This is a genomic window from Lachnoclostridium sp. An118, assembly GCF_002160985.1.
Classification (GTDB): domain Bacteria; phylum Bacillota; class Clostridia; order Lachnospirales; family Lachnospiraceae; genus Claveliimonas; species Claveliimonas stercoravium.
Genome location: NZ_NFLQ01000018.1, coordinates 25,710 through 40,813 on the forward strand (window position 1 = coordinate 25,710; position 15,104 = coordinate 40,813).

The 15,104-nt window shown below is 57.4% G+C and carries 12 protein-coding genes, 1 tRNA gene and 1 riboswitch; of the genes, 3 read left to right on the forward strand and 10 right to left on the reverse strand.

Going from position 1 to position 15,104, the window contains the following annotated elements:
* The first annotated feature begins 101 nt into the window (after window positions 1–101).
* Together B5E62_RS13565 and B5E62_RS13570 are read left to right on the forward strand one after the other, a co-directional pair.
* Window positions 102–1,313 carry an ion transporter gene (locus B5E62_RS13565; protein ID WP_087175074.1) on the forward strand — a complete coding sequence of 404 codons (1,212 nt, stop codon included), beginning with the start codon at window positions 102–104 and terminating at the stop codon, window positions 1,311–1,313.
* Between the two features lie 123 nt (window positions 1,314–1,436).
* A tRNA-Trp gene (locus B5E62_RS13570) sits at window positions 1,437–1,507 on the forward strand.
* A 62-nt stretch (window positions 1,508–1,569) separates the two neighbouring features.
* Here the strand turns inward: B5E62_RS13570 and B5E62_RS13575 are convergent.
* From B5E62_RS13575 to B5E62_RS13590, 4 genes are read right to left on the reverse strand one after another with little or no spacing between them, the layout of a single operon-like run.
* The gene (locus B5E62_RS13575) at window positions 1,570–1,905 is read right to left on the reverse strand and encodes a cupin domain-containing protein (protein WP_087175075.1); all 336 of its coding nucleotides are present in this window, start codon (window positions 1,903–1,905) and stop codon (window positions 1,570–1,572) included.
* Window positions 1,902–3,641, reverse strand: a complete 1,740-nt coding sequence (locus B5E62_RS13580) for a hydantoinase B/oxoprolinase family protein (RefSeq protein ID WP_087175076.1) — start codon at window positions 3,639–3,641, stop codon at window positions 1,902–1,904. Before B5E62_RS13580 ends, B5E62_RS13575 begins: the two co-directional genes overlap by 4 nt.
* On the reverse strand, window positions 3,641–5,689 hold the full coding sequence (locus B5E62_RS13585; RefSeq protein ID WP_087175077.1) for a hydantoinase/oxoprolinase family protein: 2,049 nt from the start codon (window positions 5,687–5,689) through the stop codon (window positions 3,641–3,643). Before B5E62_RS13585 ends, B5E62_RS13580 begins: the two co-directional genes overlap by 1 nt.
* A gap of 55 nt (window positions 5,690–5,744) precedes the next feature.
* On the reverse strand, window positions 5,745–6,296 hold the full coding sequence (locus B5E62_RS13590) for a helix-turn-helix domain-containing protein (RefSeq protein ID WP_087175078.1): 552 nt from the start codon (window positions 6,294–6,296) through the stop codon (window positions 5,745–5,747).
* 212 nt (window positions 6,297–6,508) lie between these two features.
* Here B5E62_RS13590 and B5E62_RS13595 point away from each other — a divergent pair, with 212 nt between their 5' ends.
* Entirely contained in the window at window positions 6,509–7,345 is an 837-nt protein-coding gene (locus B5E62_RS13595; RefSeq protein ID WP_087175079.1) for a polysaccharide deacetylase family protein, read from the forward strand.
* Between the two features lie 110 nt (window positions 7,346–7,455).
* On the opposite strand, the gene thiC is transcribed toward B5E62_RS13595, so the two are convergent.
* From thiC to B5E62_RS13625, 6 genes are all read right to left on the reverse strand, one after another.
* The gene (thiC, locus tag B5E62_RS13600) at window positions 7,456–8,766 is read right to left on the reverse strand and encodes a phosphomethylpyrimidine synthase ThiC (RefSeq protein ID WP_087175080.1); all 1,311 of its coding nucleotides are present in this window, start codon (window positions 8,764–8,766) and stop codon (window positions 7,456–7,458) included.
* Between the two features lie 243 nt (window positions 8,767–9,009).
* Window positions 9,010–9,519, reverse strand: a complete 510-nt coding sequence (gene thiW, locus B5E62_RS13605) for an energy coupling factor transporter S component ThiW (RefSeq protein WP_087175081.1) — start codon at window positions 9,517–9,519, stop codon at window positions 9,010–9,012.
* 73 nt (window positions 9,520–9,592) lie between these two features.
* Window positions 9,593–9,702: riboswitch (TPP riboswitch) on the reverse strand.
* Window positions 9,703–9,778: 76 nt separating this feature from the next.
* The gene (locus tag B5E62_RS13610; RefSeq protein WP_087175082.1) at window positions 9,779–10,456 is read right to left on the reverse strand and encodes a trimeric intracellular cation channel family protein; all 678 of its coding nucleotides are present in this window, start codon (window positions 10,454–10,456) and stop codon (window positions 9,779–9,781) included.
* Between the two features lie 161 nt (window positions 10,457–10,617).
* Entirely contained in the window at window positions 10,618–12,351 is a 1,734-nt protein-coding gene (locus tag B5E62_RS13615; RefSeq protein WP_087175083.1) for an ABC transporter ATP-binding protein, read from the reverse strand.
* A complete protein-coding gene (locus B5E62_RS13620) occupies window positions 12,344–14,164 on the reverse strand; it encodes an ABC transporter ATP-binding protein (RefSeq protein ID WP_087175111.1) in 1,821 nt (606 codons plus the stop codon). Before B5E62_RS13620 ends, B5E62_RS13615 begins: the two co-directional genes overlap by 8 nt.
* Before the next feature lie 77 nt (window positions 14,165–14,241).
* Window positions 14,242–14,994: a TetR/AcrR family transcriptional regulator gene (locus B5E62_RS13625; protein ID WP_242957938.1), complete on the reverse strand. Its 753-nt coding sequence runs from the start codon at window positions 14,992–14,994 to the stop codon at window positions 14,242–14,244.
* Window positions 14,995–15,104 lie beyond the last annotated feature (110 nt).

A 15,104-nucleotide genomic window follows, 5' to 3' on the forward strand; every position in this document is an offset into this window, starting at 1 on the left:
GGGCAAGAAAAAGCTCCCTCTGCCCGGAACTTTTTGATTTGCAATATCGGGAATCTATTGTACAATATCTGTGAGAGCTTAATGCGGGGAGGGCCTTCTGTATGCAGGATACATGGGAGAAGCGGCGAAAAAGGATTTTTGAGATCATAGAGGTGGGGACAGAATACGACTATGTCAGCCGCGCCTATGATTTCTTCAATGCCTTCTGCATCATCCTCAATCTAGCAGCCAGCATGGTCTACACCTTCGACGAGTACCGGACAGTCTTCGGCGGCGTCCTGATGCTCATAGAGCAGGCCACTGTAGCCATGTTCCTGCTGGACTACATCCTGAGGATCTGGACGGCAAAATACTTGTATCCGGCTGACAGCCAGCCCAGGGCTGTCCTGAAATATGCGACCTCCTTTACCGGCATCGTAGACCTTTTGTCCTTCCTTCCCCAGTATCTCCCCTTCTTTTTCCCGGCAGGGGCCATTGCCTTCCGTATGTTCCGTATCATCCGGATCTTCCGGCTGTTCCGCATCAACTCCTACTATGACTCCCTGAATGTGATCACAGAAGTCATTGTAAGCAAAAAACAGCAGCTTTTTTCCTCGGTCTTCATCATCCTCATGCTGATGTTCGCCTCCAGCCTGTGCATGTACAGTCTGGAGCATGAAGCCCAGCCAGAGGTCTTCTCCAACGCCTTCTCCGGGATCTGGTGGGCTGCGTCCACCCTTCTCACCGTGGGCTACGGCGACATTTATCCCATCACGGTACTGGGAAAAATGTTTGGCATCTTCATCGCCTTCCTGGGTGTGGGCATTGTGGCCATCCCCACGGGTATCATCTCCGCCGGGTTCGTAGACCAGTATTCCCGCATCAAGCGGATGAGCGAGTACGGGCAGGAGGCTGCCATCCATTTTATCCAGATCCATCTGACAGAGCAGGACAAGTGGGCCGGAAAGACCATCTCCCAGCTCCATCTGCCAGCCCGCGTCATCGTGGCTGCCATACAGAGGGAGCACAAGATCATCGTCCCCAGAGGGAGCATGATGCTGAAGCCCGGAGACGACATGGTGCTGGGCGCCGAGTCCTTCCACAACAACGAGGGTGAGCGCATCCAGCTCAAGGAGATGGTGCTCCAGAAGAACCATCCCTGGATCGGCCAGCGCATCCAGGAGCTGGACATCTCCAGAAAATCCATCATCGTCCTTGTAAAGAGAAAAGGCCGCACCCTGATCCCCAACGGGAATATGATCCTCAGGGAGCAGGACATGGTCATCTTCTATTCCCAGATACACATGGCCAGTGCCACGGAGATAGACGTGTAGCCTCCGGAGAAGTGTTTGCTTTTATACTGATTTTATTGAGATATTTTTTAAATTTCTAATTGACAAGATACAACTGGATATGATATAAATATCTAGTGACCGATTTAAGTCGGAAGCATGTACAGGGGATTGGTCAAATGGTATGACAGGAGTCTCCAAAACTCTTAGCGGGAGTTCGATTCTCTCATCCCCTGCTCCAGGAAAGGCCGGAAACGCTCATTCACAAGCGCTTCCGGCCTTTTTCTCACTGAAAGACTTAGCTTTCCTTTTCGATCAGCATCCACACCAATGTGGCGTCCTCCTCCGAGTCGTTCATGCTCTTGTGCAGCTCCCCGGCGGGGATGTAGGACGCGTCCCCCGGTCCCAGCTCCCTGATCTTGCCGCAGCTCTCACACTTGACTTTCCCGGATATGATATAGGAGTACTCGTCCCCTGTGTGGGCGGCAAAAGGCACCACCGTCCCCGGCGGGAACACGGCGTATCCCATGGACACCCGTCCGTCAGTGGGGCAGTCGGCCCCGAAGAAATCTGTCATCTCCACATGGTCTTCCCGCACTCTGACGGGCACCTCCTGATTTTTCCTGACGATCATAAGCCCGCCTCCTGTCTTCTCTTCTCTGTGAAGCCTGTGACCTCAAAGGTCTCCGGGTCCACAATGACACCGTAGTCCTCCCTGGCCTGCTCCAGGGAAATATATTCATTCTTCACATCCCAGGCCACGCTCTCAGGCTCCCTCTCCAGGGGATTGCCGTAGCCGCCTCCTGTGCAGGTCACCATGCGCACCACGTCCCCCTTATTCATGACGCGCCTTGCGGTGATCCCCATGGGGCCCTCCACCTTGCCGTCCGCATCATGGAACTCAAAATAATTGTAGGAGCCGTCTTTTCCGCCTGCCGCTCCCCAGGCCGGGAATTTGTTGCGGCCAAAGGAGGCGGTGAAGAGCTGTCCGTCTGTCATGGCCCGGTAGGAGCGGACCGCTCCGCTTCCGCCGCGGTATTTGCCGGCTCCGGTCCCGTCTGTGTGGAGGCTGTACTCATCCACCATGATCCCGTACCGGTTCTCCGCCATCTCCACAGGCACATTGTAGGTCTCTCCGTCACCCACGCAGAACTGTCCCACTTCTCCGTCCTTTCCGTCGCTTGCTCCCCAGCCGCCGCCGGTGGGCTCCACGATGAGGAAGGGCTCGCCGCTCCCCTGCTTTGTCCCTGCCAGGACCACAGAGCAGACGGAGAGCATATGGCCTGCGCCCAGCATCTCCGGGAAGACCGGGGCCAGAGCCCGCCACACTACGTCCGAGGAGTAGATCATGCTCTCAAAATAGCAGGATGTGGGCGCCGGCGCATGACATTTCAGCACAGAGCCGTCCTCCGCAAAGATCCGCATGGGCTCGAACACGCCGTCGTTGACAGCCAGCTCCGGCCCGAGGATGGACATGTAGATCACCTTCACTCCGGCACACAGGGAGCTGTAGCCCGTGTTGATGGGGCTGGCCACCTGGGGGCTGCTGCCGGTGAAATCCGCGATAAATTCGTCATCCGTGATGGTGATCTTCACCTTTACCTTCACCAGGTTCCCGTAGCCGTCGTCATCCATGTACTCTTCCATCTCCCAGGTCCCCTTTGGAAGCTCTTTGATGCGGTTGCGGGCAATCTTCTCCCCCTGGTCCAGGAGCCGCTTCATGGACTCCTTTACCACCTCCACCGTATATTTGTCGCAGAGCTCACCTATCCTCCGGTAGCCGGTCCTAAGGGACGCGATCTGTCCCCACATGTCTCCCTCGGAGGTCTCCGGGAAGCGCACGTTGCTCTTGATGGTCTCAAGAAGAGGCTGGCATATCTCTCCCCTGTCCAGCAGCTTTACGCCCGAGAACCTGAGTCCCTCCTGGAAGGCGTCCGAGGAGTCCGTGGTGAAAGAGCCCGCCGCCATGCCGCCCACATCAGACCAGTGGGCCTTGTTTCCGATAAACGCGATCAGCTCCTCCCTGTAAAAGACCGGCATCACCATGCCGATGTCGGAGAGGTGGGTGCCGCCTCCCATGTACGGGTCGTTGATCAGGTACACATCTCCCGGGTGGAGGTTTTCCTTCCCGTATTTTTCTATGATTTCCTGGATCATGGGCGCTATCAGGCCGATAAAGCCGCAGGCGCCGTTGCCCTGGGTCAGCAGCTTCCCGTTCACATCCGCAATGCCGCTGGCATAGTCCAGAGTCTCGTAGATGATGGGGCTCATGGATGTCCGGGCAAATGCGTAGAACACCTCATTGCTGACTGCGATCAGAGAGTCCTTTACAATGTCCAGTGTGACCGGACTTACTTTTACTTCCGCCATTACTCCTGCACCTCCGTTTCGATGATCAGATTTCCGTAGACATCCACAGTGACGCGCTGTCCCTTCGCCGCCACTGTGGAGGCTGCCGCTTCCTCCACGATGACAGGCCCGTCAAGGCTTGCGCCGCTGCCCAGCTTCTCCCGCAGGTAGACCGGCGTATCGATCCAGCCCTCCTCCTCAAAATAGACTCGCCTCGTCTCCTTCCTGGCGGTCTCCACCGGGCCCTCCTGGGGCGGGATGTGAGCCAGCTCCGGCTTTGTCAGCCGCCCGTACGCCACAAGATGCAGGTTTACGATCTCCGTGGGCGTGTCCGGAAGCCGGAAGGTATAGAAATGTTCATGGGTATCGTGAAATCTCCGGATGATCTCCTCCTTTGTCTCCTCGCTCCAGGGGATGGGCGGAACATTGACCTTCACCGTATGCTCCTGTCCCATGTACCGCATGTCCGCGATATAATTGCAGACAATATTTTCCTCCGGGATATTTTCTTTTTCAAACTGCTCCCGGGCCTGGGAGAGAAGGCCGGTCCACATGCCGTTCAGCTCTTCGGCAGTGACCTCGTTCATCCTGCGGATGTTGGTCTGGATATAGTCGTGGCGCACATCTGTCATCAGCATGCCCCAGGCAGAAAATACAGGCGCCGCGATGGGCACGATGACCTTGCGGATGTTCAGCTCCTTCGCCAGTCGGGCGCAGTGCATGGGGCCGCCGCCTCCAAAGGCCACCATGGTAAAGTCTCTCGGGTCATAGCCCCTGCGCACGGAGATCAGCTTCAGGGCATTGTACATATTGGCCTCCGCCACCCGGAGGATGCTCATGGCCGCCTCGTCCGTGTCCATCCCGAAGGCGTCTCCCACCTTTTCCTGGATGGCTCCCCGCACGGCGTCCATATCCACCTGGTTGTCAAAATTCTCCGCGGACAGCCGCCCTGTCACCAGGCAGGCGTCTGTGGTGGTAGGCTCTGTGCCGCCGATACCGTAGGCCACCGGCCCGGGAACCGCCCCCGCCGACTGAGGTCCCACCTTCAGGGAGCCGGCTTCGTCGATCCAGGCGATGGAGCCTCCGCCGTTTCCGATCTCCACGATGTCCACCACCGGGGCCATGATGGGATAGCCCGCATAGCTCTCCGTGCGCTCGATGCGGTACTCTGTGGTCACCTTCACCTCCCCGTTGTCGATGAGGGAGCATTTCGCCGTGGTGCCGCCCACGTCAAAGGCGATGATGTTGTTCTCCCCGATCATTTTCCCCAGGATGGCAGAGCCGTACACGCCCGCCACCGGTCCGGACTCCACCATGTTGATGGGAGTCTGCTTCGCCTGCTCAAAGGTGGTGGTGCCTCCGTTGGACTGCATGATATATTCCTTGGCATCGCACCCTGCCTCCTTCAGGCGCCGGTCCAGGTTGTCTATGTAAGAGGATGCCACGGGCATGACATAGGAGTTCAGCGCCACCGTGGAGGTGCGCTCATACTCTCTCCACTCCTTCGTCACTTCGATGGAGGAGGTGACGAAAACCTCCGGCCACAGCCTGCGGACCAGCTCCACCGTGCGCTTCTCGTGCTCGTCATTTGCGTAGGAGTTGATATAGCACACCGCGATGGCCTCCACCTGCTCCTTCTTAAAATACTCTACTGCTGCCCTGATGTCCTCCTCCGCAAGGGGCGTCACGACCTTCCCGTCATAGCTGACTCTCTCCGACACCTCCCGGCGCAGATACCGGGGGATAAAGGGCCTCGGCTTGGCAAAGACCATGTTAAAAAGGTCCGGTCTGTTGCACCTGGCGATCTCCAGCACATCCCGGAATCCCTTTGTGGTGATAAGGCCTGTCTTTGCCCCCTTGCGCTCTGTCAGGGCGTTGATGATGGTCGTTGTCCCGTGGATGAAATCCTCGATCTCCTCCGGACGGACCCCGCTCTTTTCAATCACCCGGATAACGCCCTCCTCAAAATTCGGCGGCGTGGTGTGACTCTTCGTCAGGATCGTCTTGCCCTGGTCATCCACAGCGACCAGGTCCGTAAATGTACCGCCAATGTCTGTCGCAACTCGCAATGTAATCCCACCTTTCTTTCTGGCTGTGTTTTCCGGCTATACGTAAAGCCGCAGGCTAAAATATAGTCGGTGTTACTATACATAAAAAGACCAGTTCCCGGTCCTCTATGTTCACGATGCTGTGCAGAAGAGTGGATGGATAGTGGATGGACTCTCCCTCTGTCACCACATACTCCTTCCCCTCCACTGTAAATTTTGCCGTTCCCTCCAGTATATAGATAAACTCCTCCCCCTCGTGGGTGCAGGGCTCAAAATCGCTTCTCAAAGGCTCCATCCGGAGCAGAAGACTCTCCAGCCTCCTCCCCTCAAATCTTCCGCTCAGGCGCTCATACCCCGCATACTTCTTCTCCAGGCCCATGATCCCGGTCCCGTCGCTCTCCCGGTGGACAAAGCTGCCATAGCTCTCCGGCTCATCGTCAAACAGGTCCCGCATGGTGATGTGCAGGGCCTCCGCAATCTTCTTGAGGGACACCAGCGTGATGGAGGAGACGCCCCGCTCAAACTGGGACAGAAAGCTCACGGACAGCTCTGTCCTCTCGCTCAGCTCCTTCAGTGTGATATTGTTTTCTCTGCGGATCTTCCGTATTTTACTGCTGACACTCTCCATATCTCTCCCTCAAATTCCATTGTATTTTCATTCTTCACAAAATAATTACAGTACTACTGTAATTATTTTATCTCTGCGCTATACAAAAGTCAAGCACCAGGACAAAGGTAAGCCCACTTTCTCAGTCCCTCTTCCTGTAAACCTCCCCGTCATACCCCGCACGCTTCTCTCATATAATGAAGAGACAACTGCAAGAGCAAGGATACAGCCCTATGTCCCGCAAAATAAAACTATTCCCCTGCCTCCGGGTCACACTTCTCCTGGCCGCCGCCTTTCTCCTCGGCCGCGCCGCCGCCCAGGTGACCTCCTCTGTCGCCGCCTCCCACTCCGGCCAGATCCAGTCCTCCGCTGAGGGAAACTGGGGCCTTGGCTTCCAGGAGGAGGGCCAGCCACCTGTGGGAAACGCCACCTCCCAGGAGCTGGCGCAGTACGATGCCTTCTATCTGGGAGACACAGATAAAAAGCGGATCTACCTGACCTTTGACGCAGGCTATGAGAACGGCAACACCGCACCCATCCTGGATGCACTGAAAAAGCACGAGGCCCCCGCCGCCTTTTTTGTAGTGGGTAATTTTATCTCCGAAAACCCGGACCTGATCCGCCGGATGGAGGAGGAAGGACACATTGTAGGCAACCACACCTCCACCCACCCCGATATGTCCCGGATCGCCACTCTGGAAGCCTTCCGGGAAGAGCTGGAGGGCGTGGAAGCATCCTATAAAGAGATCACAGGAAAGGAGATGACAAGATTTTACCGCCCGCCCCAGGGGAAGTACAATGTGGAAAATCTGAAGATGGCCAAGGAGCTTGGCTACCACACCTTCTTCTGGAGCCTCGCCTACGTGGACTGGTACCAGGACGACCAGCCCTCAAAGGAGGAGGCCTTTGACAAACTGCTTGGCCGCATCCACCCGGGCGCCATCGTCCTCCTCCACAGCACCTCCTCCACCAACGGGGAGATCATGGATGAGCTTCTGGAAAAATGGGAGGACATGGGCTACTCCTTCGGCTCCCTGGAAGAGCTGGCACAAAGGCGAGAGGCAGGATAAGAAAAGGCGGGCCCTGCGCCGGTGTGCCTTTCTCGGCACTCCCGGCACAGAAGGCCCGCCTTCTGCGCTTCTGTATTCCGTTTTCTGTAGCTGTTTCCGCCTCCGCCGTCTTAGAGGATATCAATGTACTCCCCTGCCAGGGCTTTGTTCATGCTGCGCACCGCGCAGAATTTACCGCACATGCTGCAGGTGTCGCTGTGGTCATCCTCCGGGCTCCTGCTGTCCCGGATCGCTTTTGCCGTCTCCGGGTCAAGGGCACACTCAAACTGCGCATCCCAGTCCAGCTTCTGCCTCGCCTCGGCCATGCGGTCGTCAATATCTCTCGCCCCCGGAACGCCTTTGGCGATGTCCGCCGCGTGAGCCGCGATCTTGGAGGCGATGATGCCCTGCTTCACATCCTCCACATTGGGCAGGGCCAGATGCTCTGCCGGCGTCACATAGCACAGGAAGGCAGCGCCGCTCATGGCTGCCACTGCGCCGCCGATGGCTGCCGTGATGTGGTCGTAGCCCGGTGCGATATCTGTGACAAGAGGTCCGAGTACATAGAAGGGAGCCCCCATACAGATGCTTTTCTGCACCTCCATGTTGGCGGCCACCTGGTCAAGAGGCACATGTCCCGGTCCCTCTACCATGACCTGGACATTGTGGTCCCAGGCCCGCTTGGTCAGCTCTCCTAAACGGACCAGCTCCTCGATCTGGCACACGTCTGTGGCGTCGGCCAGACAGCCGGGACGACAGGCGTCTCCCAGGGAGATGGTCACATCGTACTCCTCGCAGATATCCAAAATCTCGTCAAAGTACTCGTAAAACGGGTTCTCCTCCCCCGTCATGCTCATCCAGGCAAACACCAGGCTCCCACCCCGGCTCACGATGTTCATTTTTCTCTTGTGCTTCCGGATCTGCTCGATGGTCTTGCGGGTGATGCCGCAGTGGAGCGTCACAAAATCCACGCCGTCCTCCGCGTGGAGCCGGATCACATCAATAAAATCCTTTGCCGTCAGAGTGGCCAGGTCTCTCTGATAGTGGATCACACTGTCATATACGGGCACCGTCCCGATCATGACCGGGCACTCGCTTGTCAGCTTCTGCCGGAAAGGCTGCGTGTTTCCGTGGCTGGAGAGGTCCATGATGGCCTCCGCTCCCAGATGGACAGCGCTCATCACCTTCTGCATCTCAATGTCATAGTCCTTGCAGTCCCTGGACACGCCCAGGTTTACATTGATCTTTGTGCGGAGCATGCTGCCCACGCCCTCCGGGTCCAGGCAGGTGTGCCGCTTGTTGGCGCAGATCGCCACCTTTCCTTCCGCCACCAGCTGCATGAGCTTTTCTACCGGCATCTTCTCCTTCTCCGCCACCCTCTTTATCTGGGGTGTCACAATGCCCTTGCGGGCTGCATCCATCTGTGTTGTGTAAGCTTCCATTTGTCCTACCTCCATTATTATTTGTCCTGTTCTTTCCGACGCCGGCTATGGAAAACGCAGGACAAAGGAACGCGAAATCCCCTTCTCCCTGTCCGGATGCCGACGCCTTCACCTCTGCATAACGCGGTGATCATCATGGCTGTATTTCCTCCTTTGCAGTACAACCAGATTTTTCTATAGCGGCAGAAGGTGGTGTCCCCGATCTGCCGCTTTTTCAGAGGGCACGCCCTCCGATAAACACATTTACCCTGCTGCCCGCAGCTGGCTCATGACTCCGCCTCTCTCCAGCACTGTGATCAGGATAAAGGCCAGTATGCTCCCCGCCACAGTGGACACGAGGAACGGGACAACGTACACGAAAAGTCCCGCAGGCTCCATCCCCATCAGGAGTTTGGCTGCCGGGTAGGCGCAAAGTCCGCCCAGGATGCCTGTCCCAAAGGCCTCTGCCACACAGGTCGGGGCCAGCTTCCTGCATCCCGCATAGACCAGTCCGCAGCAGAGGGCTCCCACCATGCTGCCGGGAAATGCCAGAAGGCTCCCGATCCCCAGGATATTGCGCAGAAGGCTCGCCGTAAATGCGATCCCCACGCCCCATCCGGGCCCCAGCGCGACCGCGGCCAGGATGTTGACCATGTGCTGTACCGGAGCGCATTTGCTGCCCGCTATGGGAAAACTGATCAGACTCCCCACCACAGCCAGGGCTGTGAGGACTCCCGCCAGCACCAGCTTCTTCGTTGCTGTATTTTGTTTCATCAATACACAGCTCCTTTCTCTATGTCGTCAGATCCAGTGGAACAAAAAAGAGATGCACGAGGGCATCTCCATTTCACACACGAATACACATCCCTACGTTGGCATTATCCAAATCAGGTTGCGGGTCGAGACGATAACAGCCTCCTCTCAGCCGGCTAACGGCCAGCTCCCCGTGACACGCTTATTCAACTGTATCTGATCACTTGTCATTATAGACCTGCCGAAGGTCATTTGCAAGGATTTTCGGCTCTCTGTTTTGTCACCGCCCCATATATGAGCGCAGCTCTTCCTCCATCCTGATCCTCGGAAGGTTCCACCGGTAGTGGGAGGCCAGGCACCGTATCACCAGGACAAGCCCCGCCCCGGCGAACATGGCCGCCGTGATCCCGGTCATCCTGTAGAGGAGCGTACAGGCCACAGCCCCTGCTATAGAAGCGCAGGCATAGATGTGGCGGACAAATATGTAAGGCGGGACCCCTGCCATGATATCTCTGAGGAGTCCTCCGCCCACGCCGGTCACTGTGCCGGTAAAAATAAGGAGGAACGCATTGCCCCCATATCCCTGCTGGATGCCCGCGTTGACCCCCACCACGGTAAAGATCCCCAGCCCCACCGCGTCCATCAGGAGCATGGCCCCGTCGTACAGCCTTCCAAGTCTGCCGGTGGACCGGAAGCTGCGAAAATACATGATCCCGAAGACAAGGCAGGACACAAGGACGGCCACCGTCGCATAGACCGGGTCCCGGAACACATTGGGTGGGATGATCCCCACCGCCACGTCCCGGATGGCTCCCCCGCCGACGGCGGTGACCACTCCCAGCACGCACACGCCAAATATATCCATGGATCTGCGGATGCCCACCAGCGCCCCGGAGACCGCAAAGGCCACCGTGCCGATGATCTCCAGTATAAAGACAATGTTATCCTGCACACTCATTTTGCTCTTCCTCTCATACTCGTCATTCTCATGCGGGCATACCAGCCCAGGTCATTATAGCACAATTCCATGCCATGACAAGTCTAAAAGGAAAACTCCGATAAGCAGTCCTGTTAAGCAGCTGTCTTTGTGCCGGCCGCTCTCTCCCCGGCATCACAGCGTCACAGCTTCCAGCCTGCCGCTGTCTCCCTGGCGTTCACAAATCTCCGGTAAATGCCCTCCTCCTGCATCAGCTCCTCGTGGCGCCCCCTCTGGACAAGCTTTCCTTTATCCACCACGAGTATCTGGTCCGCATGGCGGACTGTCTTCAGCCTGTGGGCGATCATGAGGATGGTCTTCTCCTTTGTCAGGGCCTCGATGGCCTCCACCAGCTCCTTCTCATTCTCCGGGTCCACATTTGCCGTGGCCTCGTCCAGGATGATGACCGGAGCGTCCTTCATCATGGCTCGGGCGACGGACAGACGCTGCTTCTCTCCCCCAGACAAGGAGGCCCCGCCCTCGCCGATGACCGTGTCATAGCCCTCCGGCAGGGCCATGATAAAGTCGTGACAGCAGGCCTTTTTGGCGGCCTCCACCACCTTCTCCATGGGCGCCTCCTCCTGGCCGAAGCGGATGTTGTTGGCGACTGTGTCCTGGAACAGGTACACGTTCTGGAACACAAAGCTGAAATTCTGCATCAGGCTGTCCATGCTGTAGTCCCGCACGTCCACGCCACCCAGCCGCACCTGCCCCTGGTCCACATCCCAGAACCGGGAGATGAGATGGCACAGGGTAGTCTTTCCTCCTCCGCTGGGTCCCACGATGGCTGTGGTGGTCCGCTCCGGGATGTGGACTGTGATCCCGTCGATGACGCGCCTCTTATCGTAGGAAAATGCAATGTCCTCCACATCGATGTCGTGATCTTTGGGCTTCAGGTCCCGTCCCTCTGTGTCCATGGGCTGCAGGTCCAGGATTTCCCGGGCCTTATCCACGCTCACGTCCACAGTCCGCAGCAGAGCCGAGTAGTTGCCCGCCGAGTCCAGGCTGGAGTAGACGATAAAGGAGCATATCATCATGGAGATACACACGATCAGGTCCATTGTCCCCTCCAGATAAAACCAGATGGACAGGAGGGTCATGGCCACGCCAGTCATCTTTGTGACAAAATTCTGGGCGCACATGTAGGGGATGAAGGTCTTCTCAAGAGTGAAGTTGCAGTCCTCATTTTCGCTGATGGCCGCGTCCAGCTTCCGGCTCTGGGCGCTCGTCATATTGTAGGCCCGCACCTCCATGATACCCTGGATATATTCAAGCAGCTTTTCCACAAGGCCGGAGTCGGCAGCAATCTTTCTCGGGGAGACCTTCTCGGATTTCCTCTGCATCCGGCTGTTGGCAAGGAAGAAAAGAAGAAGTCCCGCCAGCACCACCAGGCCGATCCGCCAGTCGTAAAAGAGCAGCATGACCGCGATGATGAGGGTGGTGAGCACGCCCTGGGTGGTGAGCATGACCACTCTTGTCGCCACGTCCCCCAGATTTTCCATGGTGTTGGTGGTGACGGAGGTAATGTATCCCATGCTGTTGTTGTTAAAATAGCCCATGGGCAGATACCGCAGATGCTCCGCGATCTCGATCCTCTTTCCCGCCGCGGTGCCGTAGCCCGCCTCACACTGGATGATAGTGTTGAAATACTTCACGATAAAGCCGCCGATGATGCTGACAAGGCAGATGCCCAGGCACTGCCAAATCACCGCCACTGTCACATTCCCCCTGATGACCGCATCCAGCATGAGCACGATAGCCGGGATTTTCAGGGCCTCAAAGAGGGCCATCAGCACACCGAAGAAGATGGACAGGTAAAATTTGCGCCGGTTCTCTCCCCCGCAGAAATCAAAAAATTTTCTCAGAATCTTAAGCATGAAGCTCCCCTCCTTTCTCTTTTTCGGCGGCCTGGTCCTTCACGGACATATGGGCCGCCCACATCTGGCTGTAGAGCCCGCCCCGGGCCAGCAGCTCCCTGTGGGTTCCCGCAGCGTCCACCCGGCCGTCCCGGATCACAAAGATCCGGTCCGCATCGCTGACAGTGGACAGGCGGTGGGCGATGACAATGAGGGTCTTCCCCTGCACCAGCCTGGCCACGGAGGCCTGTATCACCGCCTCGTTCTCCGGGTCCATGTAGGCGGATGCCTCATCCAGTATCACAATGGGCGCATCCTTCAGCATGGCCCGGGCAATGGCGATGCGCTGCCGCTCGCCGCCGGACAGATGACCGCCGCTGCCCCCTGCCACTGTGTCGTAGCCCTTTTCCAGGCTCATGATAAAGTCGTGGCATCCGCTCCTTCTGGCCACCTCCTCCACCTCCCCGTCCGTGGCGCCAGGGCGGCCCATGCGGATATTTTCCCGGATGGTGTCGTCAAAAAGGTAATTGTCCTGGGAGACGTAGGCGATCCTCCGATTGTACTCCTCCAGGGACAGGTCCCGGATATCCACGCCCCCGATCCGGACGCTCCCCTCCTTCACATCCCAGAGAGAGGCGATCAGCTTGGCGATGGTGGACTTTCCGGAGCCGGATGGTCCCACGAGGGCGGCGACACTGCCCGAGGGTATCTCCATGCTGACGCCGTGGAGCACCTCCCTGTCGTGGTAGGCAAAATGAACGTTCTCCAGCGTGACAGAGTGGTCCGCGGGCCTGGCCCTGTCCTCCTTTGGCCGGTCCAGTTCCTCCTGTGTGAGGATCTCTGTCACCTCCCCGATGATGGTCCCCATCTTTCCCAGGTCGTCTGTGTAGGACATGCAGGTGATAAAGGGCTGGATGAGCCCCACGGACAGCAGGATGATCATGATGAAATCCACCGGGGCCAGGCTGCCATTCCTGACAAAGAGTCCCCCAAAGGGCAGCACCGTCAGGGCCGTGCAGGGGATCACCACCATGCCCAGGGAGAAGGGGATATTGCACTTTCGCATCCAGTCCACGTAGCAGGCCGCCCCCTCCTTCGCCGCCGTGACAAACCGGTCGTAGGAGGTCTTCGCCTTCCCGAATGCCTTGATGACCTCGATGCCGTTGATGTACTCCACCGCTGTGTCATTTAAGGTCTTAGTCTTTGCCAGCACATTTTTGTAGTTCTCCTCGTACCCGATCATCATCATGGAGTAGAACAAAAGTCCCAGGGGCAGGGTGATAAGAGAGATGAGCGCCATCCTCCAGTCAATGGTCAGCATGTAGAGGAACACCAGCACCGGGGCCAGTATATTTCCCGTAAACTCCGGCAGCACGTGGGCCAGCGTGGTCTCAATACTGTCCGTCCTCTCCATCATGATGTTCTTCAGCGTCCCTGACGGTCTGTCCTTCACGTACCCTAACGGGACCCGGGACAGCTTGTCGCACATCATCCTGCGCAGCTGAGCCAGCACGTGAAAGGTGGCCTTGTGGGAGCAGGCTGTGGAAATGCTGTGAAAGACGACCCTGGCCGTCCAGAACACTGCCATGGCAAGGCCGGACGCCAGATAGGCCTGCCAGTTCCTGTCACCTTCCACCAGTCTGTGTATCATATCCCCCATGATAAAATAAGGAATGATCCCGCAGACCACGCCCACCGCCGCCACCGCCACGCTGGCTGCGTAGAGTCCCCTGTGGGTTCCCGCAAATGTCATGACCCACCCCAGGGTGGACCTTTCCTTCTGTCTTTTTGCTTCCAAATGAAATCCCTCCTTTATTCTTACCTTCCGTCTCATCCGTATCAGTCTCATTTGTGTGTTAGTTTCTTCTAACTGCCTGACAAAAGAAAAAGGGAATGCTCCCTGTTTTCTCCTCAGCGGCTTTCGCCGCCGCTCTGTGTATCCGCATCTTCACCGGCCTCCCTGGCTTCGCTCCCGTCAAAATCAACGCCCATGATCCGCATCCACCCGCCGGTGTGGAACTCCCTCAGCTGCCGTATCCGCCTGGACGCCGCCTCCTTTTCCATATCGTGGGCCACCATCTCAAACATGCCAGTAAACAGGCCGCTGGAGATCATGTGACACAGCTCCCTGTCTATCTCGGGCATGGGATGTCCTGTAGACTCCACGGCCTCGATGTAGCGGTAGGTGGCCTCCACCTCCTTCTCCGTCATCTCATGGATAAACTGTTCATAGGACGTGCCCCCGGCAGAGCAGATGAGGAGCTTGCATTCTGTGTAATGGTCATACACATAGTCCAGGATCTTCCCTATACAGTCGCCTGTCACCCTGGACATGGCGCCGGTCTGCTCACTGGCGGGCATCTCCCGGATGGCGGCAAGTCCCTGGTCAAAAAAACCCATCACTGCCCTGGCGTGGGGCCCTGCCAGAGCGTCAAAGAGAGCCTCCTTTGTGGGGTAATACCGGTAAAATGCCCCGGTGGTGACGCCCGCCTCCTTCACGATCCTGCGAAGGGAAGCCCGCTCAAAGCCTTTTTCCAGGAATTCCTCCCGGGCCGCCTCAAGGATCCTCTCCTTCGTTCCCTTCTCTTCTTCCATGGCCTTCCTCCCCTTTGTATCCTGCCTCTCCCCGCCGGAAACAGCCTCCGCTGCTGCGGCCCCTTTCACATCGGACCTTCCGGCAGAGATAACAGTGTGTGCTAACACTGTTATCAGTGTAGCAGGAAATGTGTTCGGGCACAAGAGGAAGGGTTGTATATGAGATTTTTTCTCAACTG